General features: G+C 71.5%; 31 protein-coding genes. 17 read left to right on the top strand and 14 right to left on the bottom strand.

The features are described from left to right. Positions 1-2: 2 nt before the first annotated feature. Genes AB0G04_RS42035 through AB0G04_RS42015 form a run of 5 tightly spaced genes read left to right on the top strand, consistent with a single transcriptional unit; the run spans position 3 to position 4,693 of the window. Complete coding sequence (locus tag AB0G04_RS42035) at positions 3-1,253, top strand: ABC transporter substrate-binding protein (RefSeq protein ID WP_360995636.1); 1,251 nt, start codon at positions 3-5, stop codon at positions 1,251-1,253. Beyond that, positions 1,250-2,140 (top strand): ABC transporter permease subunit, encoded by an 891-nt coding sequence (locus AB0G04_RS42030; protein ID WP_360995634.1) that lies wholly within the window; start codon positions 1,250-1,252, stop codon positions 2,138-2,140. The genes AB0G04_RS42035 and AB0G04_RS42030 overlap by 4 nt, the downstream gene beginning before the upstream one ends. Next, entirely contained in the window at positions 2,137-2,946 is an 810-nt protein-coding gene (locus tag AB0G04_RS42025; RefSeq protein ID WP_360995631.1) for an ABC transporter permease subunit, read from the top strand. The genes AB0G04_RS42030 and AB0G04_RS42025 overlap by 4 nt, the downstream gene beginning before the upstream one ends. Next, positions 2,943-4,019 carry an ABC transporter ATP-binding protein gene (locus AB0G04_RS42020; protein WP_360995629.1) on the top strand — a complete coding sequence of 359 codons (1,077 nt, stop codon included), beginning with the start codon at positions 2,943-2,945 and terminating at the stop codon, positions 4,017-4,019. The genes AB0G04_RS42025 and AB0G04_RS42020 overlap by 4 nt, the downstream gene beginning before the upstream one ends. After that, positions 4,016-4,693: a TVP38/TMEM64 family protein gene (locus AB0G04_RS42015; RefSeq protein ID WP_360995627.1), complete on the top strand. Its 678-nt coding sequence runs from the start codon at positions 4,016-4,018 to the stop codon at positions 4,691-4,693. The genes AB0G04_RS42020 and AB0G04_RS42015 overlap by 4 nt, the downstream gene beginning before the upstream one ends. On the opposite strand, the gene AB0G04_RS42010 is transcribed toward AB0G04_RS42015, so the two are convergent. The 6 genes from AB0G04_RS42010 to AB0G04_RS41985 form a co-directional block, all read right to left on the bottom strand. Beyond that, positions 4,647-6,119 (bottom strand): FAD-dependent oxidoreductase, encoded by a 1,473-nt coding sequence (locus tag AB0G04_RS42010; protein ID WP_360995648.1) that lies wholly within the window; start codon positions 6,117-6,119, stop codon positions 4,647-4,649. The genes AB0G04_RS42015 and AB0G04_RS42010 overlap by 47 nt on opposite strands. Before the next feature lie 290 nt (positions 6,120-6,409). Then, positions 6,410-7,054 carry a methyltransferase domain-containing protein gene (locus tag AB0G04_RS42005; protein WP_360995625.1) on the bottom strand — a complete coding sequence of 215 codons (645 nt, stop codon included), beginning with the start codon at positions 7,052-7,054 and terminating at the stop codon, positions 6,410-6,412. A gap of 254 nt (positions 7,055-7,308) precedes the next feature. Beyond that, positions 7,309-8,346, bottom strand: a complete 1,038-nt coding sequence (locus tag AB0G04_RS42000; protein ID WP_360995622.1) for a hypothetical protein — start codon at positions 8,344-8,346, stop codon at positions 7,309-7,311. A gap of 647 nt (positions 8,347-8,993) precedes the next feature. After that, complete coding sequence (locus tag AB0G04_RS41995; protein ID WP_360995620.1) at positions 8,994-9,263, bottom strand: hypothetical protein; 270 nt, start codon at positions 9,261-9,263, stop codon at positions 8,994-8,996. Between the two features lie 68 nt (positions 9,264-9,331). Then, positions 9,332-9,928, bottom strand: coding sequence for a GAF domain-containing protein (locus tag AB0G04_RS41990; RefSeq protein WP_360995617.1), 597 nt, complete (start codon positions 9,926-9,928; stop codon positions 9,332-9,334). Positions 9,929-10,482: 554 nt separating this feature from the next. Further along, positions 10,483-10,800 carry a hypothetical protein gene (locus tag AB0G04_RS41985; protein WP_360995614.1) on the bottom strand — a complete coding sequence of 106 codons (318 nt, stop codon included), beginning with the start codon at positions 10,798-10,800 and terminating at the stop codon, positions 10,483-10,485. Between the two features lie 478 nt (positions 10,801-11,278). Here AB0G04_RS41985 and AB0G04_RS41980 point away from each other — a divergent pair, with 478 nt between their 5' ends. Both AB0G04_RS41980 and AB0G04_RS41975 read left to right on the top strand, forming a co-directional pair. After that, positions 11,279-12,382, top strand: coding sequence for an LLM class flavin-dependent oxidoreductase (locus AB0G04_RS41980; RefSeq protein ID WP_360995611.1), 1,104 nt, complete (start codon positions 11,279-11,281; stop codon positions 12,380-12,382). Continuing rightward, entirely contained in the window at positions 12,379-12,993 is a 615-nt protein-coding gene (locus tag AB0G04_RS41975; protein ID WP_360995608.1) for an FMN reductase, read from the top strand. The genes AB0G04_RS41980 and AB0G04_RS41975 overlap by 4 nt, the downstream gene beginning before the upstream one ends. Positions 12,994-13,026: 33 nt before the next feature. Here AB0G04_RS41975 and AB0G04_RS41970 read toward each other — a convergent pair whose 3' ends face one another. After that, positions 13,027-14,400 carry a hypothetical protein gene (locus AB0G04_RS41970; RefSeq protein WP_360995606.1) on the bottom strand — a complete coding sequence of 458 codons (1,374 nt, stop codon included), beginning with the start codon at positions 14,398-14,400 and terminating at the stop codon, positions 13,027-13,029. 64 nt (positions 14,401-14,464) lie between these two features. After that, entirely contained in the window at positions 14,465-14,740 is a 276-nt protein-coding gene (locus AB0G04_RS41965; protein WP_360995604.1) for a DUF732 domain-containing protein, read from the bottom strand. A gap of 139 nt (positions 14,741-14,879) precedes the next feature. Here AB0G04_RS41965 and AB0G04_RS41960 point away from each other — a divergent pair, with 139 nt between their 5' ends. Genes AB0G04_RS41960 through AB0G04_RS41950 form a run of 3 tightly spaced genes read left to right on the top strand, consistent with a single transcriptional unit; the run spans position 14,880 to position 17,203 of the window. Then, complete coding sequence (locus AB0G04_RS41960; RefSeq protein WP_360995601.1) at positions 14,880-15,920, top strand: alpha/beta fold hydrolase; 1,041 nt, start codon at positions 14,880-14,882, stop codon at positions 15,918-15,920. 48 nt (positions 15,921-15,968) lie between these two features. Beyond that, on the top strand, positions 15,969-16,376 hold the full coding sequence (locus tag AB0G04_RS41955; RefSeq protein WP_360995599.1) for a hypothetical protein: 408 nt from the start codon (positions 15,969-15,971) through the stop codon (positions 16,374-16,376). 41 nt (positions 16,377-16,417) lie between these two features. Beyond that, positions 16,418-17,203: a cyclase family protein gene (locus AB0G04_RS41950; protein WP_360995596.1), complete on the top strand. Its 786-nt coding sequence runs from the start codon at positions 16,418-16,420 to the stop codon at positions 17,201-17,203. On the opposite strand, the gene AB0G04_RS41945 is transcribed toward AB0G04_RS41950, so the two are convergent. Together AB0G04_RS41945 and AB0G04_RS41940 are read right to left on the bottom strand one after the other, a co-directional pair. Continuing rightward, the gene (locus AB0G04_RS41945) at positions 17,204-17,698 is read right to left on the bottom strand and encodes a DUF6529 family protein (RefSeq protein ID WP_360995594.1); all 495 of its coding nucleotides are present in this window, start codon (positions 17,696-17,698) and stop codon (positions 17,204-17,206) included. A gap of 20 nt (positions 17,699-17,718) precedes the next feature. Then, on the bottom strand, positions 17,719-19,416 hold the full coding sequence (locus tag AB0G04_RS41940) for a serine/threonine-protein kinase (RefSeq protein ID WP_360995593.1): 1,698 nt from the start codon (positions 19,414-19,416) through the stop codon (positions 17,719-17,721). A 171-nt stretch (positions 19,417-19,587) separates the two neighbouring features. Between AB0G04_RS41940 and AB0G04_RS41935 the strand changes: the two genes are divergently transcribed. Continuing rightward, the gene (locus AB0G04_RS41935) at positions 19,588-20,088 is read left to right on the top strand and encodes a DUF1990 domain-containing protein (RefSeq protein WP_360995590.1); all 501 of its coding nucleotides are present in this window, start codon (positions 19,588-19,590) and stop codon (positions 20,086-20,088) included. On the opposite strand, the gene AB0G04_RS41930 is transcribed toward AB0G04_RS41935, so the two are convergent. Further along, entirely contained in the window at positions 20,077-21,036 is a 960-nt protein-coding gene (locus tag AB0G04_RS41930; RefSeq protein ID WP_360995587.1) for a serine hydrolase domain-containing protein, read from the bottom strand. The two genes, AB0G04_RS41935 and AB0G04_RS41930, sit on opposite strands and share 12 nt — an antisense overlap. A 106-nt stretch (positions 21,037-21,142) precedes the next feature. On the opposite strand from AB0G04_RS41930, the gene AB0G04_RS41925 reads away from it, so the two are divergent. Together AB0G04_RS41925 and AB0G04_RS41920 are read left to right on the top strand one after the other, a co-directional pair. After that, positions 21,143-21,583, top strand: coding sequence for a deaminase (locus AB0G04_RS41925; protein WP_360995584.1), 441 nt, complete (start codon positions 21,143-21,145; stop codon positions 21,581-21,583). Positions 21,584-21,785: 202 nt separating this feature from the next. Continuing rightward, complete coding sequence (locus tag AB0G04_RS41920; protein ID WP_360995582.1) at positions 21,786-22,061, top strand: hypothetical protein; 276 nt, start codon at positions 21,786-21,788, stop codon at positions 22,059-22,061. Between the two features lie 10 nt (positions 22,062-22,071). Here the strand turns inward: AB0G04_RS41920 and AB0G04_RS41915 are convergent, their stop codons facing one another. After that, a complete protein-coding gene (locus tag AB0G04_RS41915; RefSeq protein WP_360995580.1) occupies positions 22,072-22,422 on the bottom strand; it encodes a hypothetical protein in 351 nt (116 codons plus the stop codon). Between the two features lie 170 nt (positions 22,423-22,592). Further along, positions 22,593-23,453 carry a trypsin-like peptidase domain-containing protein gene (locus AB0G04_RS41910; protein ID WP_360995578.1) on the bottom strand — a complete coding sequence of 287 codons (861 nt, stop codon included), beginning with the start codon at positions 23,451-23,453 and terminating at the stop codon, positions 22,593-22,595. 135 nt (positions 23,454-23,588) lie between these two features. Here AB0G04_RS41910 and AB0G04_RS41905 point away from each other — a divergent pair, with 135 nt between their 5' ends. From AB0G04_RS41905 to AB0G04_RS41890, 4 genes are all read left to right on the top strand, one after another. Next, positions 23,589-24,059, top strand: coding sequence for a hypothetical protein (locus AB0G04_RS41905; RefSeq protein ID WP_360995576.1), 471 nt, complete (start codon positions 23,589-23,591; stop codon positions 24,057-24,059). A gap of 197 nt (positions 24,060-24,256) precedes the next feature. Further along, a complete protein-coding gene (locus AB0G04_RS41900) occupies positions 24,257-24,508 on the top strand; it encodes a DUF732 domain-containing protein (protein WP_360995574.1) in 252 nt (83 codons plus the stop codon). 214 nt (positions 24,509-24,722) lie between these two features. Next, complete coding sequence (locus tag AB0G04_RS41895) at positions 24,723-25,004, top strand: peptidoglycan-binding domain-containing protein (RefSeq protein WP_360995571.1); 282 nt, start codon at positions 24,723-24,725, stop codon at positions 25,002-25,004. Between the two features lie 52 nt (positions 25,005-25,056). Then, positions 25,057-25,758: a TIGR03089 family protein gene (locus tag AB0G04_RS41890; protein ID WP_360995568.1), complete on the top strand. Its 702-nt coding sequence runs from the start codon at positions 25,057-25,059 to the stop codon at positions 25,756-25,758. Between the two features lie 36 nt (positions 25,759-25,794). Here AB0G04_RS41890 and AB0G04_RS41885 read toward each other — a convergent pair whose 3' ends face one another. After that, positions 25,795-26,316 carry a GNAT family N-acetyltransferase gene (locus AB0G04_RS41885; protein ID WP_360995565.1) on the bottom strand — a complete coding sequence of 174 codons (522 nt, stop codon included), beginning with the start codon at positions 26,314-26,316 and terminating at the stop codon, positions 25,795-25,797. Positions 26,317-26,505: the final 189 nt, after the last annotated feature.

Below are 26,505 nucleotides of genomic sequence, written 5' to 3'. Positions count from 1 at the left end.
CAGTGTCCCCGCGCCCCACCCGAACCCTCCGCCTGCTGACGGCCGCGCTGGCCCTGGCCGCGCTCACGGTCAGCGCCTGCGGAAGCTCCGCCTCCAGCCGCGACACCGGCACCGTGGACCCCGCCGACTGGAACGCTGTTCTCGCCCAGGCCAAGGGACAGACCGTGAACTGGTACATGTACGGCGGCGACGACACCCTGAACAACTTCGTCAGCGGCCACCTCGCCGACCGGCTGCGCCCGCTGGGCGTCACCGTCAACCAGGTGAAGATCACCGACACCGCCGACGCGATCAACAAGGTCCTCGGCGAGAAGCAGGCCGGCCTGACGACGGACGGCTCGGTCGACGCGATCTGGGTCAACGGCGAGAACTTCGCCACCGGCGTCCAGGCCGACCTCTGGTACTGCGGCTGGGACACCAGGATTCCGTCAGCGAAATACGTCGACTTCACCGACCCCGCCGTCGCCAACGACTTCGGTGTGCCCGTCGCCGGCTGCGAAGGGGTCTGGCAGCAAGCCAACTCGGCCCTGGTCTACGACAGCGCCGAACTCGAACCGGCGGACGTGGCCTCCGTGTCGTCGCTGATCGACTGGGCCAGACGCAACCCGGGCCGGTTCACCTACCCGGCGCCACCGGACTTCACCGGCTCCATGGCGGTACGCACCATCCTGTACGACACGATCGGCGGGCCGGCGACGCTCGCCGGCGCCTTCGACGACACCAAGTACCAGCCGGCGGCACAGAAGTTGTGGGCCCGGCTGGCCGAGCTCGAACCGTCGCTGTGGCGCGGCGGCGCCACCTATCCGCAGTCGCAGCAGGCGGTGGAGAAGTTGTACAGCGACGGCGAGATCAGCGCCTTCTTCACCTACGGGCCCGGGGCGGTCGGCGCGCAGGTGACCAAGGGTCTGTACCCGTCGTCGACCCGCCAGGCGGTGCCGTCGGCCGGCAACATCGCCAACAGCAGCTTCGTGGCGATCCCGGACAACGCGGCGCACAAGGCGGCCGCCCTCGTACTGGTCAACGTGCTGCAGGAGCCGGAGACCCAGTTGGCGCTGTACGAGGCTGCGGGTGTCTACCCCGGCATCGACCTGCGCAAGACCAGCGCCGAGATCCAGCAACGGTTCGCCGCCGTGCCGGTGCCCGCCTCGGTGCTGCCACTGACCGAGTTGACCCGTAACGTGCAGCCCGAGCTGGCGGCCGGGTACGTGAACCGGCTGGAGAAGGACTGGACGGCCACCGTCCTGCAGAAGTGAGCGGTGCGGCCCTCGGCCGCCGGCTGCCGCGGTGGGCGCGAATTCTGCTGCTGCTCGCCCCGGCGCTGACGGTGATCGGCGTGTTCTTCGTCGCCGGGATCGGGCAGGCCGTGGCGCAGAGCCTCGGTCATCAGCCGTTCCTGCCCGGCAGCCGGCTGTCGTTCGACGCCTACCGGTCTCTCGGGCAGGACCCGGCGGTCCGGGCGTCGCTGCTGCTGAGCCTGCGGGTCGCGCTGCTGTCCACCGCCGTCGCCACCGTACTCGGCGTGGCCGTCGCACTGCTGCTGCGGCGTACCGGCCGATCCCGGCGATGGCTGAGCAGCGTGCTGCAGGGCAACCTGGCTGTTCCACATGTGGTCGCGGCGCTGTGCATGCTGCTGTTGCTGGCTCAGGGCGGTCTGTTGTCGCGCGTCGGGCACGCCTTCGGCTGGACCAGCCGGCCGGCTGACTTCCCGGCGCTGACCGGGGACGGCTTCGGGTGGGGCATCATCATGGCGTACGTGTGGAAGGAGACCCCCTTCCTGGTCATGATTACCCTTGCGGCCCTCAGCGGCGGCGTCGAGCAGCTGGAGAACGCCGCCCGGACGCTCGGTGCCGGGCCGGTCCGGCGGCTGGTATCGGTCACGCTGCCGCTGATCGCGCCGCCGGTGGCCGCCGGTTCGTTGCTGGTGTTCGCGTTCGCGTTCGGCTCCTACGAGGTGCCGTACCTGCTGGGCCGGCCTTATCCGGCGACCCTGCCGGTGGTCGCCTACCAGTACTACCGCGACACCGATCTGGCCCTGCGCCCGCAGGCGATGGCCGTCGCCGTGCTCATCACCACGCTGTCGGTCCTGCTGGTCGCCGGCTACCTGGCCCTGGTGCGGCGGCTGTCGCGGAGAGCCCTGTGACCGGCCGCGGCACTGTGCGGCGCGGCGTTCTGTCGGTCGCGGCCGCGATGGCGGTGCTGCCGCTGGTGCCGCTGCTGGTGTGGTCGATCAGCGGGCAGTGGCGTTACCCCGGGCTGGTGCCGCAGCAGTGGAGCGACCGTGGCCTGCGTCTGCTGACCGATCCAGGGTCTCAGGTGGTGCAGGGCCTGACCACGTCGGCGGTGATCGCGGTGACGGTGGCGGTGCTGGCCTGCTGCATCGGGTTGCCGGCCGGCCGCGCGATCGGCGTGTACCGTTTCCGTGGCCGCACGCTGGTGCGTTTCCTGCTGCTCGCGCCGGTGATCGTGCCCGGTCTGGCGGTCACCCTGGGCATCCAGGTCTTCTTCGTGCGGTACGGGCTGTCCGACACCGTCACCGGGGTCGTCCTGGTCCACCTGCTGCCGACCGTGCCGTACGCGGCCGTGCTGCTCGGTGCCGCGTTCGCCAACCTGGACCTCGACTACGAGCGGCAGGCCCGGATGCTCGGCGCCGGCCCGATCCGTACGTTGCTGTTCGTGACCGTGCCGCTTCTGCGGTCCGCGTTGATCACCGCTGCCCTGTTTACCTTCCTGATCTCCTGGAGCGAGTACGTGCTGACCCTGCTGATCGGCGGCGGGCAGGTCCGCACGCTGCCGCTGCTGCTGTTCGCGGCGATCGGTTCGTCGGACACCACCGCCGCGGCGGCCCTGGGCCTGCTGGTCGTCGGTCTGCCGCTGCTACTGGTGGCCGTGTCCGCCCGGCTGCTGTCCACCGCCGCGCCGACCACCATCGGGCTGGGCCGGCTGTGAACGACAGCACCGGCGCCACCGTGGAGTTGCGGCGGGTCAGCCGCCGCTTCGGCGAGGTGACCGCCGTCGAGACCGTCGACCTGAGTCTGCGCCCCGGAGCGATGACGGCGTTGCTGGGCCCGTCCGGATGCGGCAAGAGCACCACCTTGGCGCTCATCGCCGGGCTGCAGGCGCCGGACAGCGGCGACGTGCACATCGACGGCGCCGCCATGACCACGGTGCCGGCCGAACGGCGTCCCGTCGCGATGGTTTTCCAGAAACCGCTGCTGTTTCCACACCTCGACGTGGCCGGCAACGTCGGGTTCGGACTGCGGATGCGTCGCCTGCCACGACGCGAGATCCGTGCCCGGGTCGACGCCGCCCTGGCGCAGATGCAGCTGTCCGGCCTGGCCCACCGCCGTGTCGGGCAGCTGTCCGGCGGGCAGGAACAGCGCGTAGCGCTGGCCCGGGCGCTGGTGCTGCAGCCCCGCGTACTACTGCTCGACGAACCGTTCTCCCAGCTGGACGCCGGTCTGCGCGCCGAGATGCGCGGTCTGGTCCGGCAGCTGCAGGCCCGCACGAGGATCACCACCCTGTTCGTCACCCACGACCAGGCCGAGGCCGTGGACGTCGCCGATGACATCGTCCTCATGCTCGACGGGCGCATCGCCGGGCACGGCCCGCCCCCGCTGTTCTACAGCAATCCGCCGTCGCTGGACGCCGCCCGGTTCTTCGGGGTCACCAACGAACTGCCCGGCCGGGTGAGCCACGGCATCTGGCGCTCACCGGACGGCGCGCTGCGGGTCCCGTGCGCGCTCCCGGACGGCCCCGCGATCTTGACCGTACGCCCGGAGGCGCTCCACCTCGCCGGGCCCGGCGACGACCCGGGCGAAGAAGACCCACCGCTGACGGTGACGGGCACCGTGGCGTCCGCCCGGTTCGCCGGCACCCATCTGGCAGTGCGGGTGCAGCTGTCCGGAGACCGGACGGTGACGGCACACACCCCCGTCGGCACACCGGTACCGGTCGGCGGGAAGGTTCGGCTGTCCATGGCACCCGATGCCTGCACGGTGTTCGCGGCGGCGCGGGCATGACCGGGCGGGCACGGTTGCTGCGGCTGACCGGCCTGCTCGCCGTGCTCGCGGTGCTGACCGCGGTCGCGGTGTACGTCGGAGTTCCCGATCTGGAGTCACTGCGGTCGCAGTCGGCCGCGCTGGGATGGTGGGCGCCGGCGGTGTTCGTTCTGCTGTATGCGGTGGTGTCGTTGCTGCCGCTGCCGAAGACGGTGTTCACCCTGGCCGGTGGAGCTCTGTTCGGTCTGCCCGCGGGCCTGTCGGTGGTGGTGATCGGGGCGATGCTCGGCGCGGTGGCGGCGTTCCTCCTCGGACGGTTCCTGGGTCACGACACGCTGCACTGGCTCACCGGCGGCCGCATCGACGCCCTGGAAGCACGGATGACCGACCACGGCGTCTGGGCGGTCGTCGTCCTCCGGCTGATTCCGGTGGTGCCGTTCACCGCGGTCAACTACCTGGCCGGCGTCACGAGGATCCGCCTCCGCGATTTCTTGGTGGGTACGCTCGTCGGGATCCTGCCGGCGACCACCGCCTCCGTCACGGTCGGCGCCTACAGCCGGCAGCCCGGCGCCTGGCCGTTGTGGGCCGCCCTCGCCACGTTGCTCGTCGTGAGCGCCGGTGGAGTGGTCGCCGGCCGGCGCCGACGGCTCACCGCGACGTCCACCGGCGGCGTAGTCCCGCCAGCGCCGCGATGACCCGTTGCGCTGCCGGTGCACGGAGCTGATGCTGAACCTGTTCGATCGCGGCCTTCCACACACCGTCGGCGTAGGTCGGGTACGCGTGGGTCGCTCCGGCGACCGCGGACGCCCGCAGCCCTTGCCGGGCGGCGAGGACCACCTCGGCGAGGGACTCACCCGCGCGGGGGCCGACGATACTCGCCCCGACCACCCGGGTCCTGCCGTCGAGTATCAGACGGGTGAATCCGGCGGTGTCACCGTCGGTGACGGCCCGGTCGACGTCGGCGTGCGGCACGGTGCGCACCGTGAGGCCGCGGCTGGGGGCCTGTGCCGCGCTGATCCCGAACGCGGCCACTTCCGGCTGCGTGTAGGTGACCCGTGGGGTGGTGGAGACGTCCGCGCGGCGGCGCAGGCCGAGGATCGCGTTGCCGGCGGCAACGCTGCCGTGCACACCGGCGGTGTGGGTGAACTGCGGATGCCCGGTGACGTCACCGGCCGCGAAGATCCGCCGGTTGCTGGTGCGCAGCAGCGCGTCGACCCGGACGTAGCCGCGCTCGTCGAGGCCGACGCCCGCCATGTCCAGGCCGAGATCAGTGGTCCGTGGCCGACGGCCGGCGGCCACCAGCACCCGGTCGAAGCCGATCTCGGTACCGTCGGCGAGTTCCGCGCCCCATCCGGCCGGCGCCGGCCGGATCCGGGTCACGGTGGTGCCGGTGTGGATCGAGACGCCGTCGGCGGCCAGGGCGTCGGTCAAGATCGTCGCCGCGTCCGGGTCCTCCCGCATGAGCAGCCGCGGATGGGATTGCACGATGCTCACCCGCGCACCGAGACGCGCGAACGCCTGCCCGAGTTCGCAGCCGATGCTGCCACCGCCGATGATCAGCAGTCGCTCCGGCAAGGCCTCCAGCGTCCAGATGGTGTCGCTGGTGAGCGGGCTGCTCTGGGCGAGTCCGTCGATCGGTGGCACGACCGGCGCGGACCCGGTGGCCAGCAGCGCCTGCCGGAAGGCGACGGTGACGCCACCGACGTCGGCCGTGGTCGCTGACAGCAGCCGCGCCGTGCCGTGCGTGACCCGCACACCGGCGTCGCGCAGGGTCGCGGGAGAGTCCACCGGTTCGATGGCGGCGATCGCGGCGCGCACGTGCGCCATCACCTGCGCGAAGTCCACCCGTACCGCGCCGGTGTGGATTCCGAAACTCGCGGCACGGCGGGCGGCGGCCGCCGTATGGGCGACGTGCAGCAGCGCCTTGCTGGGTACGCAGCCGGTCCACAGGCAGTCGCCGCCGGTGCGCTCCCGCTCGACCATCAGGACCCTGGCACCGAACCCGGCGGCGGTCTTCGCCGCGACCAGGCCTGCGGTGCCGCCCCCGATCACGAGCAGGTCCCAGCCGGCCGCATCCGGCGTGGTCAGTTCGTCGGATGCCCAGGTGCTGTGTGTGTCCAGGTCAGTCACGGCAGGTCCTCGGTGATCAGTCGGCCGGAAAACGCGGCGTAGCGGGTTCTCCACAGCCGAATAGGTGGGTGCAGCTGCGACCGGTGCGGCAGCGTGCGGCGCGGGCCGCGGTACCCGGTCGTCCATGACCGCGCCGACGACGGCGTCCTCGGTGCGCCACTCGCAACAGAACCTCGATCTGCGGCTGAACGTGGATACGGAACGCGTGACGGCCAACCGGTGATCGGGTGACTCACCGGCGCGAAGCCCCGGCAAGACCCCTGATCGACTCTCCGCACCGCTCATTGCAGGCCCGGCCGGTACGCCGTGTCGCGGCGGGTTCCGGCGACCACGTGGATGTGACCGCTGCGCAGCACCTGGTGGGACACGTCGACCATGCTGTCGTCGTCCAGGAGTGTCCACGGGTGCCGCCGCGGGTCGGACCCGCCGGTGAAACAGGCCAGCCGCGCCGCCGGCGCAAGCCACCGCCAGCGGCCCACCGGCACGGCCAGGTCGACCACGGCGACCCGCCCGCCCGGACGTAGCGCCGCCATGGCCTGCGCCCACGCCCCACGCCAGTCGCCGATGACACTCAGCGAATAGGTGAACAGCACCGCATCGACCGGGCCGGGCACGGTCAGGTGCGCGGCGTCGCCCTCGCGCACCATGACGTTCGACCAACCGGCACGGCGAATACGGACATCGGCGCGCCGCAGCATCGCCGTGCTGGCATCGAGCCCGACGACAGTCCCGCCCACGCCCACCGCCTCTCGCAAGAGGGGCAGATTGAGCCCGGTACCGCAGCCCACATCCAGAACCCGGTCACCCGGGCGCAGGCGCAGCGCGGCAATACCCGCCACCCGCCCCGGCCGGTAGACCGGCCGCTCCAGCGACAGCACGTCGTAGAACCGGGCACCGCCGCTGTAGCGGCGCGGCTGCCACCTCACCAGTCCGCCCCCACACGCTGTACCGGCACACGCATTCCCCTGCCACCATCCCTCATACCGGCCGACGGTAGCCGCACCGACGGGCCTGAACCGCGAGTCCGCCTACCTGACCGCCGGGACGTCGTCGCCCGCAAACGTGCGCCGCGCTCATCGTGGTCACCGATCGAACTCGCACTCGACTTCGTCAGCGGCCGGGTGATGTCGGCAACCGGCGGGGATCACGACAGCAATGCCCGCCGGCCGAGCAGCGGGGGTTACCGGACCGGCTGCCAGATGATGACCCGGGCTGAGTAGTCCTCGTTGTACTTTGCCGCGATGCCCACGATGACGCCGCCGTCATTGACGGCTACCGCATTGCTGCTGGTGAATCCGTCGGGCACCGGCAGGCGCACCGGCGCGCTGTCGGGGGTGAGCCAGACTGCGGGCCCGTAATCGCCGTACACGTTCGTGCAGGCGTAGCTGCCGACCAGCATGCCGTTGTTGTTGAGGTCCTCCGGCGCGGCTACGCCTGCGCCGCCGTCGATGATCTTCATGCCGGTCTCGGGGCTCCAGACGAAGCCGTCCCAGGCGATCCCGTGCGCTTCCAGCGGCGCCCGGCCCACTACCTGGCCGCGGTCATTGATCGCTCTGGCCTCGCTCCACAGTCCCTCCCGGAGGGTGCCGAGGTCGGTCACTGTGCCGTTGGCGTACACGAAGGCGTGCTCGCGCCGCTCCCGAGGGCTGGAGGAGCCCTTGCGAAGGTTCTGCGTCCCGGCGATGACGCCGTACCTGTTGACGGCGACGGCCTTGCTGTCGCCGGTGGCGGGCAGCCGGGTCAGCGTGCCGTCCTTCCAGTGGAACGCCTGGTCACGGTCGCCGGCGATGGTCCCGACCACGTGGCCGGCATCGATGGAGCGCGGAAACGCCGAGCTGCCACCCAGCGTGCCCAGATCCTGAAGGCCCGGGCCGGCCGGCCAGAGAGCCGCGTTGAAGAGCCCACCGCCCGGCGGTGCCCAGATGTCGCCGGTGACGCGGCCGTCGTCGTCGATGGCGGCTGCCTTGCCACCGTCGCCGGTCGGCGTCTCAAGGTCCGTCACCTGACCCTCGTGCCAGATGAAGGGCCGGTCCGGCCCTCCGTACAGCGTCAGGACGGTACCGGAGATCTGACCGCGGTTGTTGATGTCACTCGCCACGGCGCGTTGAATGTCCAGGACTGTGGGCCGCCACCGGTCGGTGAGCGGGAAACAGTCAGGCCCCGCCGCCGAGGCGGACGTGAGCGGGGTCAGCGACAACGGGACAGCGATGATCGACATCGTCAGGACATGGACGGCTCGACGTAAGCGCCGCATAGAGGCGACAACCCCTCACATAGCCAATGATGAATGTGATTCGGTGCCATACGACCGTACGAAAAGCTGGCGGTCGCCGCTGTTCCCGTGCGCTTACAGAATCCTTACGACCGATTCGTCGACCTTCCCGGCCGGCCAGAAAACCGGCCGTGATCGACAGATCCCCTCGAAGACTTCCGGCCGCAGACCAAAGACCAGCCCAACTACGCCTGACGATCCGGCGCCGCGTCCCGGTGCAAGTCTGCCGGCGCGGCGCGGCTTTCGGCAGCTGCCGGCGATCACCGCGGCAGCCGGCATGCACTGCTCAACCGTCGGCGCCGGCCGGCAGGCAGCACCTTCGCTCGCGCGAGCACCTCAATGGCCCTGCCGACCTGGGGCTTCGCGCCGGAGATTGTTGCTTGATGCAGGTCTGGAAGGTGCTGTCCGGCCAGGCATGCAGGTTCGGAGGCAGTCCATGATCAGCCCTGGTGCGGGCCGACATGAATCACGCCGGCGAGGACTTGGCCGCGGCAGTCCTCAGCGTGTTCCTCGCCGCGGTGCGCGGCCGTGCGGTGGGTATCGATCAGGTGCCGAACTGATCCGGTGGCGGCCGGCCGGAGCTCCGGCGTGACTTACCCGGCTGTCAGGGCGGTGTGGGCACGAAGGCGAACCCCCAGGGAGACGACGGCGACCCGTACGGTCCCGGTGGTCGCCTTCCGCGCGGCGGCGACAAGTGCCGCCAGGACGGCGGGATCGTCGGTGTCGGCGGGGACGGCGGCGGCCTGGCACAGTTGTGACCACAGCTGCGGGCCGCCGGGGCTGTGGAGGATGCAGGCCCGCAGGTCGGCCACGCGGGGACGGGCCAGCCCGTACGTGAGGTCAGTGGCAATGTCGGTAGTCATCGAGGGAGACGAGCCTTTCCGGTACACGGTCAGCGGGGCAGCGGTGGCGAGAACGGGGCTGCGGCAGGTCAGCCGTCGACGGTCTCCCGCAGCACCGCCACGGCGCGCGGCGCCAAGCTGATCAGCGTGTCCAGGGCGGCGTGCGTGAACCTGCCGGGCTCTGCGGCCAGCACGCACAACGAGCCCACGGCCTGCCCGTCCAGATGCAACGGCACCCCGGCGTAACTGCGCACCCCGGTGATCATCACCAGCGGGTTGGCGGTGTGCGCGGGATCGTCGTGGGTGTCGGTGATAAGCAACGGCATGTCATGGCGGACCACCGTCGCGCACGGCGCCCACTGCACGGGCATGCCGCCGGCCTCGGCGAGCCAGCCGCCCACTCCGTGCGTGGCAAGCAGCACTCCGACATCGCTGAGGATCAGTGACACCCCCGCGCAAGGCGCCCCCAGCAAGGCGGCGACGTCATCGATGTACCGCTGCAACCCCGGCGGGGTGCCCTCGACACCCGTCAGGAGCTGAGCGACCGCGTCCAGCCGCTGCGGACGGACGAGCGCGTCAATCGGGGGGTCGTAACAGGGGGAGTTCACCATCAGGCCTTCCACGTCGAGGATCTCCGACGCTATCCGCGCACAGCGCACCGCACCGGTGTCAGCCGGTAGCAGCACGGTTGCGCGACCCCGGGTCCTCCGCTGACCGCCGTCAGGGTCCACGCAGGCCCGCCGGGACTGTAGGAAAAAACGGCCCGGGCGCAGAAACGGTGGCCGGCGAGGTCCGCCTGCGCGAGCGGGATCTGTTGCCGGAGCACCGTTTCAGGAGCCGCACACGCCTGCGAGCGGGAACTTGCGGCGAGCGCGGCGAGCGGTCAGGCGAGGTCGCTGAACTCGTACAGCAGCGCAGCGATCTGCTGGCTGCTGTGGTGAGTTCGGGGGTGAACTGGTGGGCGGCGGTGCCGAGGATGGAGTGGACGCCGACGATCTGGCCGGCGACGGTGACAGGGACGCCGGCGTAGCTGGCGACCCCGTCGAGGGTGACCAGAGAGTTGGTGGCGTGTTCGGAGTGGTGGGCGTCGGGGATGACGCAGGGCGGTGCGGGCGGTGATGTGGTTCAGGGCGGCCCGGCGGGAGAGACGTCCAGCCGCAGCGTGGGCAGTCCTCGGTGCTGGCAGAACAGGCGAGGCCCCGCACCGGCGACGCGGTGCGGGGCCTGGGCGTTCGGAGGGTCAGATGGTGGCGGCCAGGCAGCGAACCTCGAAGGTGGGCGGGCCGGCCGGGTTCTGGATCAGCATGTTGCGGTTCACGCGGTCGGTGACGAATACCTGGGTCACCTTCCACACGCCGACCGGCGCGAAGGCCGGCACCGTGCCGGTGAACTCCCAGACACCGTCATTGGCGGTACCGGACACGAGCTTCGGTGAGCCGAGGTTCACGGTCGGGCCGCCGGCCGTGGCAACGTAGACCAAGCCGCTGTTGACTCCCGCACGATCGTCGCTCAGCCGCATCTGCAGCCGTACGGTCCGCGCCACCGCATTGTCCAGCACGGTCTCACCGACGAACCGCGCAGACCCCAGATCCGCGACCGGAGCCGCCGTGTCAGCGCGACGGTGCAGGCCTTCTCCAGGCCGGTGAGCTTGGTGGTGGGCCCGGCTGCGACAGCCGGCGCGGTGCCGGTGAGGGCGATGGCCGCAGCGACGACGGCGGGCAGGCCGAAACGGGTGGCACGTCGGTAGGCAGCGTAGGACATGTCTGGGGCACTCCCGGGTGAAGGGTGATAACGCTTAGCGATTGCAAGTGTGCGTTCGGTGACAACAAAGGGGAGTCGCCCGTTCGCTCAGCGGTCGTCGGCCACACGGCAGCACCGGCTGCCCCTTCATTTGGTCTTAAGCCTTCAAGAGCTTCATGTGACCCCCGCCGCAGCCCAACTTGTTTGAATCTGAAATAGTTGCGCAGTCAAACGCGTTGAGCGAGGCAGTACCGGGGAAGTCGGAAAGCCCCGGCCGGACAGTCCAGGAGCGGGTCATGCAGTTCGGAATCTTCAGCGTCAGCGACATCACGACGGACCCGACCACCGGCCGGACCCCGACCGAGGCGCAGCGCATCAAGGACATCGTCACCATCGCCAAGCACACCGAAGAGGTCGGCCTCGACGTCTTCGCGCTCGGCGAGCACCACAACGAGCCGTTCTTCTCCTCGTCGCCGACCACCACGCTGGCCTACATCGCCGCACAGACGTCGACGCTGCAGTTGTCCACCGCGACCACACTGATCACCACGAACGATCCGGTGAAGATCGCCGAGGACTTCGCGATGCTGCAGCACCTCACCGACGGCCGCGTCGACCTGATGCTCGGCCGCGGCAACACCGGCCCCGTCTACCCGTGGTTCGGCAAGGACATCCGCGCCGGCATCCCCCTCGCCATCGAGAACTACTCACTGCTGCACAAGCTGTGGCGTGAGCACGTCGTCGACTGGCAGGGCAAGTTCCGCACCCCGCTGCAGAGCTTCACCTCCACCCCGCGCCCGCTCGACGAGATCCCGCCGTTCGTCTGGCACGGCTCGATCCGCAGTCCCGAGATCGCCGAGCAGGCCGCCTACTACGGTGACGGCTTCTTCGCCAACCACATCTTCTGGCCGGCGTCGCACACCCAGCGGATGGTCCAGCTCTACCGGCAGCGGTTCGAGCACTACGGTCACGGCTCCGCCGACCAGGCCATCGTCGGTCTCGGCGGTCAGGTGTTCATGCGTAAGAACAGCCAGGATGCGGTGAAGGAGTTCCGCCCCTACTTCGACAACGCCCCGGTGTACGGCCACGGCCCGTCGCTGGAGGACTTCACCCGCGAGACGCCGCTGACCGTCGGCAGCCCGCAGCAGGTCATCGACAAGACCCTCGGCTTCCGTGACTACGTCGGCGACTACCAGCGCCAGCTGTTCCTGCTCGACCACGCCGGCCTGCCGACCAAGACCGTCCTCGGGCAGCTCGACCTGCTCGGCTCCGAGGTCGTGCCGGTGCTGCGCAAGGAGTTCGCCGCCCGCAAGCCGGCCCACGTGCCGGACGCGCCCACCCACGCGTCCCTGCTCGCCGCCAAGCTCGCCGAGGCCACCAAGGAAGAGATCCAGGCATGAAGCAGCGCAAACTCGTCGTCATCAGCGCGGGCCTGAGCCAGCCGTCGTCGACCCGCCTGCTCGCCGACCAGCTGTCGGCGGCGGCGGGCCGCGCCGCCGCCCAGCTCGGCGTCACCCTCGACGTCCAGTTCGTCGAGCTTCGCGACCTGGCCCACGAGATCACCGACAACATGCTGACCGGCTTCCCGCCGACGGCGTTGAAGCAGGCCCAGGAGGCGGTCACCGCCGCCGACGCGCTGATCACCGTGACCCCGGTGTTCTCCGCCAGCTACAGCGGCCTGTTCAAGTCCTTCTTCGACGTCCTCGACCGCGACGCCCTGACCGGCAAGCCGGTCCTGCTCGCCGCCACCGCCGGGACGGCCCGCCACTCGCTGGTCCTGGAACACGCCATGCGGCCGCTCTTCTCCTACCTGCGGGCGGCGATCATCCCGACGTCGGTATTCGCCGCCAGCGACGACTGGGGCGCCAACTCGGTGGAGGGCCCGCTGCGTGCCCGCATCGACCGCGCCGCCGCCGAACTGGCCCGCGAAGTCGAACGCCGCGAACCCGCGGCCGTCACCGACCCCTTCGCGCTTCCCGCCGACTTCGAGGACATGCTCAACAACCTCTGAGCCGACATATCCCCACCCTATGCAGGTCGAGCCTCAGGTCATGACTTTGGCTACGGCGGGGGTCACAGCCGCTCCACCGAGCGCCATCAGCACCACCATGCTGCCGACCTCCCGGTCACTGATCCCGAGCCAGAGCAGGAAGCTCACCGCCATAGCGGCGGCGACCAGAAGAAACGCGCCGAGCACGGAGGTCGCGCGGACCCGCGCGCCGACCATCGCGACGGCCGGGCAGATCAGCCCCGTGGCGAGCGTCACCCCGGCCGCGACCGTGGGATCCAGCAGCACCGTGAGCACGGCGGCGGCGTTCAGCGGCAGGAACAGCGCCCACCACCACACACCGGCTCCGGACTGCCACAGCCGCCACACCGGCACGGCGGTCAGCACCAGCCCTCCGATCAGGAACGCCAGCGCGAACCCGGGCGAGTCCGGCTCCTCCTCCGGCTGCGGCGTCAGCGATGCCAGGGTGGCCGGTGCCACACTCGCCGGCAGGCCGGGGAAGCCGATCCGCGTCCACACCCCGAGCCGGTCCCGGACCGCGAACCCGTCCCGGCCGTTCGCGACCACCACCACGTGACCGCCCGGCACGTCCACCACGGAGAGGGAGACCGAACTCAGGTCGCCGGTGCGATAGACCTTCTCCAGCCCACGCCGGTCCCGCTCGTCGATCCGCCAGCTGTCCGGCCACCGGGCGTCGCCCCGGTCGCTCTGCACGGCGAGTTCGCCGGACACCACCCGGTAACAGACCGACGGTCCCCGCCCGGTGCAGGGCACCGGCTCCGCATCCGACGGCTCCTCCGCCTCGACCCAGGTGCGGGCGCCGTCACGGCTCACCGACCAGTTCCGGCCGGGGCCGACGGCACCGAGGTAGAGGCCACCGTCCCCGCCCACGGTCACGACGCGCGCGGACGGACTCGACTCGCGCGGCTCGTCCGAACTCGTGGCCGCCACCCCGAACAGCGCCACCGGCAGCACCACGGCCAGGCGCAGGGCCCGTAGCCAGCGCCGGGACGCCGGCCGGTCGGCGGTCCACCGTGCCACGGCCAGGAACGGCAGGGCGAGCAGGTCTGTGGGGTCCGCACGGACCAGGGACGGCGTGAGCAGGCTCCAGGTCGCGGACGCCAGCTCCGCCCCGTACGACCAGAGCTTGACGAAGGTGAACCCGGCACCCACCGCGACGATCGCAACCACCGCGAGCCGCCGGAACGCCAATCGCGGCGCGATGAGGCCCGCCAGGGCCGCGAGCAGCGGCGGAGCGAGCACCATCCCCGCGACGTCGCTGAGCTTCCCGGTGACCCACCCCGGATACGCCGCCTTCAGCACATGATCGTTGACGATCAGCAATGCCAGCGCGACAACCGTCACCGGATGCGCGAGCCATGCGAACGCCCTCCCCCGAACAGTGTTCACAGTCGACACACTGTCAGCGGAGGATCACGCCAAGGTCCCGGTATCGAAACCTTTGGGCGTACGGCTACTTCGCGCAGAGATGCGCGCGGGCCGCCTTCACGATCGTCCTGGCGGTGGCGTTGTCCACCGAGAACCGGGCCGCCGCGTTCCGGGTGACCTGGGCGTCCGTCATGCCCTGCTCGGTGTCGAGGCAGATGCCGCGGCCGAAGTCGAGGGCGCTCTCGTTCGCACCGGCCTGCGCGTCGGCTGCCGTCACCTGCTCCAGGAACGCCTTCTGTCCGTTCGACAGCGGTGCCGCCTCCTGCCCCGGCGTGGGCGACGCGCCCGGCTGCGGCGCCACCTACTCCCCCGAGTCGTCGCTGCACCCGGCCAGCGCACCCACCAGCAGCCCGGCGACCACCAGAACACGTCCTGCCAACACGCTGCCCCCAGCTCCAGCCCGAATCCAGCACGCTACGTCCTCGGGCAATACTGGGTCGGTGGAGGGGCTGCCCGATGTGCGTTTTGCCCGGACCGTCGACGGTGTGTCGATCGGTTACCAGGTCTTCGGCCGTGGCCCGGCACTGGTCTGGATGCCGTCGCTGAGCAACATCGTGGCGCAGTGGCGCGTTCCCGCGCTGCGGGCCGCCTACCTGGGCCTGGCCCGCGAGCTGACCGTGGTGCTCTACGACGGCCGCGGCACCGGCACATCCGACCGGCGCGTCGACCTCGCCGACCTCGGGCTGGAGGCCCACCTGCGCGACCTGACCGCGGTCCTGGACGCCGCCGGGCTGCCCCGGGCCACCCTGCTCGGTTATTACCACGCGGTGCCGACAGCGATCGCTTTCGCGGCCCGGTCGCCGGGCCGGGTGGACCGGCTGGTGCTGTTCGGCGGCACCGCCCGGCTGCGTGAGGCCATGCTGCCGGCCCAGACGCAGGCTCTGCTGTCGCTGATCGACCAGGACTGGGGGCTGTTCGCCGACGCGGCCGCGACCGCCTGGCTCGGCTGGGACGAGGCGGCCTCGGGCCGGTGGACCGCCGAGGCGTTCCGGACCGCCACGACGGCACCGGTGTTCAAGGCCTGGATCGAGGCGGCCCGTGACATCGACGTCACCGCGGAACTGCCCGCCGTCCGGGCACCGGCGCTGGTCCTGCACCGGCAGGGGGAGCAGCGCATCCCGGTGGACGCGTCGCGCCGGCTGGCCGACGGACTCCCGGACGCCCGGTTCGCCGAACTGCCCGGGTCGACACCGACGCTCTTCATCGAGAACCAGGACGCCGACCTGCGACTGGTCACCGGGTTCGTGACCGGCGGGCGTGTGGAGCGCCGCAACGCCACCAGCCTCACCTCACGGGAACGGGACGTGCTGCGGCTGCTCACCACCGGGGACTCGAACACCGAGATCGCGCGGCGGCTCGGGATCGCGGTGCACACGGTGGAACGGCACCTGTCCGCGATCTACCGCAAGCTCGGCGCCCGCGGCCGCAGTGACGCCGTCCGGCTGGCACTGTCCATGACGGAAAACCGCCACGACCTCTGACGGATCACCGCGACGCGATCCGGCCGGTGGCCGGCGGAGGATCGGGACATGACCTCCACCGCTCCCGCCAACACCTCGTGGCGGCTGGCCCGCGCCACCGCGCCCGCGACTGCCCTGCTCGCCGGCCGCCGATGGTTCCCGCCGTGGGCGATCGTCCGGCACCGCGGCCGCAGATCCGGCCGTCAGCTCACCGTGCCGGTCGCGATCGTCACCACCCAGGACGGCTTCATCATCAACCTGCCGTGGGGCGCCGGCACCAACTGGGTCCGCAACGTGCTCGCCGCCGACGGCTGCACGCTGCGCTGGAAGGGCACCGACCACCGGGCCGGCCGGCCACGCATCGTCGACGCCACCGAGGCCCGTCCTTACTACTCGCGGCTCACCTGGGCGATCGCGCAGCGCTTCTTCCCGGCCGACTCCTGGCTGCTGCTGGACCGGGTCACGCCGGGCGGATGAAAGCGTTCACCGGGGAGGCGCTTGCGGGCAGGATGTCAGGCATGTGCACCCAACCGCACGTCACGCGCCGTGCCGCCCTCATCGGAGGCGCCGCTCTCGCCGCGACCGCACTGGCCGCCGAACCCGCCGCCGCCGGCCGCGGTCGCGGGATCCACGACCTCACCTACCCGCTGACCACCCGCTTCCCGGCGTTCAGCCCGGGTGAGGAGGCGGTCCGCCGCACCCTCACCACGGTCGAGGACGACGGCTACTACATGCAGGAATGGCGGATCGTCGAACACATCGGCACACATGTCGACGCGCCCGGCCACTTCACCGCCGGCGGACGGCTGGCAACCGAACTGCGACCCGCCGAGCTGCTGCTGCCGGCCGTGGTCGTCGACATCGCGCAACGCGCCGCCCGGGATCCGGACACCGTCGTCACCGTCGACGACCTGCGCGCCTTCGAACGACGGCACGGTCGCATCCCGGACGGCGCGGCGGTCCTCATGTACTCGGGGTGGGGCGCCAAGGTCGGTGACGCCGACGCCTATCGGGGCACCGACGCGGCCGGGACGCTGCACTTCCCCGGATTCGGCACGGACGCGTGCGAGTGGCTGCTGCGCCACCGGCGGATCCGCAGCCTCGGTGTGGACACGCTCAGCCTCGACCCGGGCGACTCGGCGACGTTCGACACCCACCTGGCGCTGACCGGCGCCGACCGGTACGGGCTGGAGAACCTGGCCGGCCTCGACCGGTTGCCCCGCACCGGGACCACGATCTTCGTGGGTCTGATCCCGTACGAGGGCGGCTCCGGCGGCCAGGCCCGGGTGCTCGCCATCTGGTGACTACAGGCCCGTCCCGATCGTGGTGAAGAACCACAGCGCCGAGGTCAGCCACAGGCCGGCGACCGCCGTCAGCACCAGGCCCCCGGCCACCGGCAGACCCCAGCCCCGGCTTTCCCCCGGCCGGCTGAGCAGCAGCATCTTGGTGACGAACGCGCCGTACAGCAGGCAGCCGAACAGCGAGTGGGCCAGAACCCGCGGAGTGTCGGAACGCAGACCGAACGTGTAGAGGCAGTGCACCGCCACCGGCATCGAGGTGAGCACCGCGAGCCGGCCGCCCCAGCGGTGCACCGCCGCGATCCATGACGGCCCCGGCAGCACGCCGTAGATGACCAGCGCCGAGACTGCCTGCACGCCCAGGAACGCCGCGACCACCGTGGCCAGCCACACCTTCAGGTTCTGCAGGCGCAGGAAGGTCTCCACGTCGGAGACGCCGGCCGGGTCGTGCAGACGCCCGTAGACGCCGAGCCCGACCGCGACACCCACGCCGGCGACCACGGGCAGCCAGGCGCGGGGCCTCAGAATCCCTCCCCGGTGTCCACGTCGATGGTGGTCGCGCCGGTCACCGTCTCCCCGTCGACCGTGGTGGTACGCCCGGTGACGTCCAGAACCGGCGCCGGGCCGGGCTGCTCGCCGCGCAGCAGCACGCCGACCTGCCGGCCGTCGGGCAGCACGATCCACGAACCGTTGACCCGGGCCCCGCGCACCTGACTGCTCAGCCGGTACAGGCCGGACGGCTTGCGGACCACGCCGATCTCGAAGCGGTGCGGTTTGCCCTCCACGGTGATCTCACCGGCCGCGCGGCGGGCGTCGAACAGTCCGGTGATCTTGCTGTTGTTCTTGCCGGACAGGTTGAGCAGACCGTTCTTCGCCGTGCCCTTGAGCCAGGCCTCGAGGCGGTCACCGTCGCAGACGTACGCGATCGCCTGACCGTCCCGGATGGAGATCGCCAGCGTGCCGGCACCGTCGTCGACCTTGCCCGCCATCGTGACCCGCAGCCGCTCGGCCGCCGGCGTGTTCAGCGGCGGCAGGGCCACGCCGCTGGTGGGCGGCAGCGTCTGGATCAGGCCGCCCTCCTCCACCGGCGACACCCGCGGCGGAACGCTGACCTGGGTGGCCAGCTGCCTGGTGCGGTCGTCGGCCCGCGCCGTCACGTTGAGCCCGACGGCCACCGCGGCGACCAGGGCGGCCGCACCGAGCGTGACCAGCGGAGCCCGGCGCCAGCGCCGGCGGGGCGGCTCCGGCTCGTGGTGCCCGGTGGTGGCCGGCATCTGCCCGGCCCAGCTGCCGATGGTGTCCCGCGGTCCGATGAACGCGGCCCGCGGCGGCTGCGGCGGGGCCGGCAGGGGGAACGTCGGCTGCGGCAGTTGCGGCGGCGGGAAGCCCAGCGCCAGCGTCGCCGGTTCCACGTCGGCCGGCTGGCCCGAGATCGGCGGCAGCACGGTCGGCGTGACGCCCCGGGCCGCCCCGGCGAACTGCTGCAGGTAGGCGGCGACCCGGCGGGCCGGCGGCCGGCGCCGCGGATCGGCGGCCAGGCAGTCGCGGGCGACCGGGCCGAGCGGACCGGGCAGCGCCGACGGGTCGCCGGTGGCCCGGCCGGTGGTCAGTTCCAGCAGCAGCACACCGAGCGACCAGACGTCGGCAGCCGGGGTCGGTGGGCCACCTTGGAAGATCTCCGGTGCCGTGTAGCCGGGCGTGCCACCGGCCACCGACTGGTGCGCGTCGTTCAGCAGCACCGCCACGCCGAAGTCGGTGATCCGGATGTCCGGCGGCACCGAACCGCGCCGGACCAGCAGGTTCTCCGGTTTCAGGTCGAGGTGGACGACACCGCGATCATGGGCGACGGCCAGCGCGGTGGCGGTCTGCGCGGCGATGGCCACGACCTCCTGCGGGGTGAGCCGGCCGCCGCGCATGGACAGGTACCGGCGCAGGTTCGGACCGTCCACGAACTCCATCACCAGGGCCAGGGTGCCGCCCTCGACGATCAGGTCCCGTAGTCCGACGATGGCCGGATGACTCAGGGCACGCAGCGCCGCCTCCTCGCGGAGGAACAGTTCCCGGACCCGGCGGTCGCCGGCCAGTTCCGGGCGCAGCAGTTTGGCGGCCAGTTGCGGGCCGCCGTGCCGGCTCGTCGCGCGCCGCACGACCGCCATCGCACCGCGGCCGATCTCCTCGTGCAGCAGGTACTCCCTGCCGAGCGGTTCGTGAGCGGCCATCCCCGTACCCCTTGCCCATAGATCAGCTACGTGCCACCGACTGTCATAACCATGTCGATCTTTCTTCGGTTCACTGTTCCGCTCGCGAATTGCATTGTTCTCGGACGCTCCCTCCGTCGCAATCTTTCTCTATGACGCGAGTCAATGGCGATCACCCATTAGCCTGGATCCGTGCTGCTCACGTACCCGCAGGTCGGCGCGACCCGCGATGCCCGGATGCCGGACGGTTACCGGCACGTGCTGCGCGACGTGGAGATCGGCGCCGGGCGGGACACTTTCGAACGGGCCGCCGCCGCGCTGCTGGACTGGCGGATGCATCGCGGGGCCGGTCTCGCCGTCGACGCGCAGGGGCCGGCCGCACCCGGTGTACGGGTGCGGCTCCGGATCGGGGCGGGACCGTTCCGGATCACGGCGCCGTGCCGGGTCGTCTACCGGATCGACCAGCCCGACCGGCAGGGCTTCGCCTACGGCACGCTGGCGGGGCACCCCGAGTCCGGGGAGGAGGCGTTCGTCGTGCATCTCACCGGCGGCGGGCGGGTCCGGTTCCGGATCGCGGCGTTCTCCCGCCCGGCCAGCGGACTCGCCCGGCTCGGCGGGCCGCTGACCGTACTGGCCCAGGAAATCGCGACGAACCGTTACGTCCGGTCGATGCGGCGCCTGTCAGGCCCGTGACTGCAGACCCTTCAGCAGATCCACGCCCACCTCGTCACCGGCCCGGGCGGTGTCGGTGAGCATCACCACACCCACCCGCTTCTCCGGGTCGAACGCCGCGAACGAGTAGTAGCCGCCGGTCTGCCCGTTGTGCAGGATCTGCAGGTGGCCGCCCTGGCTGGGATGCAGCCGCTGGGCCATCCAGCCGAGCCGGACGGTCTGGAACGGGTTCCGGCGGAACTCGACGGACAGTTCCAGTTCGACCGCCGGGGTGATCACCGACTCCTCGTAGTGGGCGCGGACGAACCGCACCAGATCCGTCGCCGTGGACCGCAGACCACCGGCACCGGCCAGATCGGCGAGGTCCCACGGCCCGGCCGGGCGGCCGTCGGCGCGGTGCCCCTGCACGACGGGGCCACCGATCCCGGTGCTGGTCAGGCCGAGCGGCGTGGTGACCTCCCGGGCCACCAGGCCGGCGTAGTCGAGACCGGCGTGCCGGGACAGCGCCAGCCCCAGCAGGCCCGCACCCAGATTCGAGTAGCGGAACCGCTTCCCCGGCGTGGCCGGCCGGATCCGGGCCAGGTTCGCGATCAGGAAATCGGCGGTGCAGTCCACGTAGGGGTCACTGACGTCCCGCCGCAGCAGTGCTCGCAGCAGCATGCCCTTCGGCAGTCGCGGCAGGCCCGACGTGTGCGTGGCCAGGTGCCGCAACGTGATCCCGGCCGGCGCCGGCAGGAAGTCGTTCAGCGGCTGGTCGAGCCGCACCTCACCACGTCCGGCCAGCCGGGCCAGCACCAGCGAGGTGAACACCTTGGTCACCGAGCCGATCTCCAGCCGGGAGCCGTCGGTCAGCCCGCCCGACGACTGGATCTCGGTCGCGTCCCCGGCCAGCGCGGCGACCACCACCCCTCGCCGGCGCTGTTCCAGTTTCTGGACGGCCTGGCGGGTCAGCTCGTCAAGGTCACTCATGACGTCCATTCTGGGAAGCGGGAACAACAACAGGCTCGCGGAACCCTGAACGGTAGGGTGCTGAACGGAACCGGGGCCCGCCCGGGTCGGCACGACGGGGAGCAACATGGACGACCATCGGTGGATGCGCCGCGCGATCGAGCTGGCGACCCGATGCCCGGCGTCCACCTCCGCCTTCTCGGTCGGCGCGGTCATCGTCGACGGCGACGGCACCGAGCTCGCCAGCGGCTGGTCCCGCGACTCCGACCCGCAGGTGCACGCCGAGGAGTCGGCCCTGACCCGCGTCGGCGACCGCTCCCGGCTGCGCACCGCCACCATGTACAGCACGCTCGAACCCTGCACCAAACGCGCCAGCCGCCCGCACGCCACCTGCGCCGGGCTGATCATCGCCGCCGGCATCCCGCGGGTCGTCATCGCCTGGCGCGAACCCGATCTATTCGTCACCTGCGAGGGCGTGGCACTGCTGATCGCGGCGGGCATCGAGGTGGTCGAGCTGCCCGAGTTCGCCGCGGCGGCACGGGCCGCCAACTCACACCTGGAATTCTAGATTTCGTACGGGCTCCGCCGCCGGCCAACCGCATTGCCGGGATGTCCCGTGGCTCTCGCGGCGACCGGTGCGAACCCTCACCGGCCCCAGGGCCACTTTCGGGCTGAGGCGGCACGTCACCCCCAGGCGTTGAACGTCACACCGCCCGGAAGCGTACTCAGTGTCACTGGGATCACGTTCCGGGAACTCTGAGGAGGAGATCATGACGGTCCAGGAGCTGCAGCCCCGGGAGGCGCGGCACCACACCGGTGCGATCCTGCGCAGCCGGCGTTTCGCGACGCAGTTCGAGGTGGACGGGCATGTGCTGACCCTCGGCGTCGAGCCGGGGGTACGGGGCGGCCTCTACTACCTGCCGTCCACGCCCACCTGGGACGACGGCACCCCGGTCCCGCCGTCGATCGCCGCGGGGATGCAGACGGTGATCGAGGAGGTCGAGCGGTTCTGGGGACACTGGCCGGAGTTCCGCGCGATCCTCTGACCCGAGCCGGTCAACGCGGCAGCGGGCCGCCGTTCCTCTTGCGGGCCTGTCGTGCCCTCAACCAGATCCGCTCGAAATCGTGCGCGGCGATCGGACCGAAGCGGTACTCGACGGCGTCGTCCGGGGTGAAGTCGTCGAATGGCCGTTCCGGGCTCACTCCGTAGGCGCGCTCATACGCGGCGACCGCATCGACGCCGCCGGTGTCACGGGCGTGCATCGCTTCGGCGAGTGATGCGGCCGCGAAGAACATGCCGTCGTGTTCGCGCTGCTCAACATGGCGAACCGACCAGCGTTGCTCGTCCAGTTCGTCGTAGCACCACACGTCTTCTTCGGCGTAGTACCACCGGATGTAGGAAGCCACCCCGGCAATATAGGGCCGGCACGGGCGGATGGAAGCGGACTCCGACCGGCAGGTGACCGAACGCCGGCGAGCCGGCAGGATCCGGGTCCGAGGCTCACGGCCGAAAGACGACAGGCCGATCAACCCGCCGCCGGGCGGGGCGGGTTTCCGCGGTCGCGGCCGGCGGCGGGTCAGAGCTGGGCTCGGAGCTGGTTCACCACCGCCGTCGCGGTGCCGGCCGGGATGGCGAAGCCGAGGCCGACGCTGCCGCCGCCGTCGCCGGTCGTGGCGATCGCGACATTGATGCCCACGACCCGCCCCGCGGTGTCGACAAGCGCACCGCCGGAGTTGCCCTGGTTGATGGCGGCGTCGGTCTGCAGCAGACCGGTCAGCTTCCCGCCGCCGGTGTCGACACTGCGATCGAGTGCGGAGACGATGCCGGACGTCACGGTGCCCTCCAGGCCCAGCGGGGCGCCGAATGCCAGGACCGTGTCACCGACCGCGATGCTGTCGCCGGTGGCGAACGTGACGGGCGTGAGACCGGACACCCCGGTGGCCCGCACCAGTGCCAGGTCGTGGCGGGCGTCGGTGGCGGTGACCCGGGCCGGTACGGTCCGGCCGTCGGACAGGCGCACGCTGACGGTGCCGTCCGCCTCGACGACATGGTTGTTGGTGAGGATCAGGCCGTCGGCGGTGAGGACCACGCCGGAGCCCAGCGACGAGGAGCGGGCACCGTCGACGAGCACGGTGACGATGCCGGTCCGCACCTTCGCCACGATCGGCGCGAGGTTCGCATCCTCGGTGATCGTCGTGGCGGCGGCCGGCGCGGGTTCGCCGGTCAGGTGGTTCCCGGCGAGCAACGCGCCGGTGGTGCTGCCGGCGGTGACGAGCACCAGGACGGCGGCGCCGCCGGCGATCCGCCGCTTCCACCGCGGGTCGCGTGGCTTCGGCATCGCCGGCGGCAGGCTGTGGGCGGCCTCGTCCCGGCCGGACGGGTCCTGAGGCTCGTGGTTGCGGTCGTTGCGCGGAGGGCGCGTCGTCAGGTCCGTCATGCCATCGAGGTTGCGCCCCGAGGTTGTTCCGCAGCGGTGAGCCGTCTGTGACTTCGCTGTGCCCGGCGGTAGCCCGTCCGGGTGGTTCCGGCGCGGCAACCCTCGCCGCCGGTACCGGCGTCTAGGGTCGGCCGGGTGTTTCTCCCCCAGCCGTTCCCGCAGGATCTCGCGTCGGCCCCGCAGCCCGATTTGTTGCCGTCCCGGCCGTCCCGTGCACGCCGGTTGATCACCGCTGGTGCATGGCACGCACCGGACGTCGCCGAGACCGTCCGGGCCGGTGAGATCCCGCCCGGGTCCGAGCTGACCAGCGAATCGATAGCGGACGACGCGGCCATGGCACCGGGCGCGGCCGGGTCCGGGCCGGGCGCAGCCGGGGCGGCCGTGGGGCCGGGCGCAGCTATGTCCGGGCCCGGCGCAACCCAGGCGGCCGTGGGCCCGGGCGCAGCTATGCCCGGGCCCGGCGCAACCCACGCGGCCGTGGGCCCGGGTGCGCGGATCGGCAGGCTGCGACCGGCCGTGGAGCGGCGCCCGTTCGGGCCGACGATCAGCGAACCGGCGGTGGCTCTGCGGGCCGGGCGTCCCGCGGCGTTGCGGGGCGACCGTTGAGGCGCCGGCTGACACTGCTGACGACGGGGGCGGCCGTCGCGGTGACGGCTGGATGCGCGACCGCTCCGCCCGTACCGCAATGGGTGGCGCCCGCCTCGCCCGCGGTGACCCGGGCGGTGGCCGTTCCGGCACATGGCCCGGAACCGGCGGCGGCCGATGAACCGGCGATCGCGTCTCCGGATCCGGGGACATCACCCGTGAGGCATGCGGGCCCGGGCGTCCCGCCGTCGGACGAGCGGTTCCTCGCGGCGGTGCGGGGCGCGTTGCCGGAGGTGGCGTTGGACCGGCGCAACGAGGAGATCACCGAGATGGGCGGGGAGGCCTGTGATTCGCTTGCCGCCGGGAGGGCACGGCGCTCGGTGGTCGCTGAGCTTGCCGAGTACGGGCTGCCGGACTCCGACGCGCGGAAACTGATCGCCCTGGCTCGTTCGGCCCTCTGCCGCACCTGAATAAGTCCGATTTGTCATGATATGACTCCATCGGATGAGCGGCTTGGCGCTCACCCCAGCGCCCTGACGACCCGGCCAGCGTTATCAGCGTGACGACGCTGACCGGATCGGCCGAAAGTCGCAGTCGCGCACAGGGTCGCCAGACGGTGGGCAGATGTACGTTACGGCTCCTGCCGAGATGCTTGGTTCACCCATGACAAATCGGGAGGTCACGATGTCCGCACGTGGAATGCTCAGCCTGGTCGGCAACGCCGTCGGCGGGATGATCGGCTGGTCGGATCCGGTTCCGCCGGCCGACCCGGAGGAACTGCGGGCACTGTTCGCCGAACTCGGTGTCCGGGTCGGCGCCGACGACGCGGAACTGGCCGAAGCGGTCCGCTACTTCCAGGACCGCACCGGCCTGCCCGCCGACGGTGAGGCCGGCCCGCGGACCGTTCATCTGCTGGCGCGGTACGCCACCGAGGCACGCGAGCTCCACCGCTTCCGGGCGGCCTGACCGCGATGGGGCCAACATGACAATGCGGCCGGCCCCGCTAGGGTAGGTTGCGATGAGCGATCAATTGATCACTTTCCATGACGACGCCACCGGGGAACGGACCGGCCTGACCGCCGCCGAGCTCGGTGACTGGGTGGCCGCGACGGCGCAGCTGCTGACCCTGGAGTGCGGTCTGCGGCGCGGGAGCCGGGCCGGTGTACTGCTGCCACCGCACTGGCAGACGGCGGTGGTGCTGCTCGGGTCGTGGGCGGCCGGGATCGAGGTGTCGTTCCGGGGCTGGGGTGCGGCCGGGTTGTCGCCGGACACCGGCCCGGCGCTGGACGTGACGTTCGTGGAACGGCGGCGAGTCGGCAGCTGGCTGGAGGACGTACCGACGGCCCCGCACCAGTTCGTCCTCGACCTGACCACGGGCGGGGCCACTTCGGACGTACCGCCGGGTTATCGGGATTTCGGGTCTTCGGCGCGCGCCCATCTGGGCGCTCCGCCGCCACCGGACGGGGTCGAGGTCGGTGCGGCGGCGACGGTCGACGGCACGACTTTCGGCGAGTACGGCGCAGCGGCGGCCGAGGTGGCGACGGTCCGTGGGCTCGAACCCGGCGATCGGCTCCTGGTCGACACCGCGGCCTGCGAGGAGCCGCTGATCTGGCTGATGGCGCCGCTGACCGCCGGGGCGTCGATCGTGCTCTGCGCCAATCTGGACCGGTCCCGTCTCGATGAGCGGATGGCCGCCGAGGGGATCACCCGGTTGCTGTGACCCTGCCCCTCCTCCGGCAAGCGGGACGGCGCCGGTTCACTCCGCCGAGCCGAGTGCCCGCCGCATACACACCCGCGGCCAGCGGTCCAGGCCGATGGCCGCCTCATGGTCGCGGATCGCCCGGAGTCCCGGAGTGATCACGTCGTCGCCGAGCACGACGAAGCCGCAGCGCCGGTAGTACGGCGCGTTCCACGGCACCTCGGCGAACGTGGTGAGGGTCAGCGCCGCCGCCCCGGCCTTGCGCGCATGGGCGCCCGCGTACTCGATCAGCTCTCGCCCGATCCCCCGGTGCGCGAACTGCGGATTCACTGAGACCTGCTCGATGTGGACGTCGCCGTCCACGAGCCCGGCAAGGAGATAGGCGACCGGCGGGTCATCGGGAGCGGCCACCGCAACCCAGGCCCGGCCGGCGCGGACGTAGCCGGTCAGGGCCTCGATCGAGGGTGGCTCGTCGTCCGCGATCTCCGGCATGCCGATCTCCCGGAACGGCTCCCCGGCGGCCCGCTCGATCTCCCGCAACCGTGGCAGCTCGCCGAGCCGCGCGTCCCTGATCCACACCCCGACGATTCTGCACCGCCGGTTGGCGCCATTTGCCAACACCAGCGCCGCCATCTGTCACCAACCTGGCTTCGCTGTGGACGCCCACTGCCTAGGTTGACGCTGAGAGACACCGACCGATGCAACTCAGACAGCCGGTCGGTTCCGCGCGTCCATCGATCGGAAATGCGCGAGAAAAGTGCCGCAGAA

This window comes from Actinoplanes sp. NPDC023801, assembly GCF_040639655.1.
Lineage (GTDB): Bacteria > Actinomycetota > Actinomycetes > Mycobacteriales > Micromonosporaceae > Actinoplanes.
This window is presented reverse-complemented; position numbering and strand designations above follow the sequence as displayed.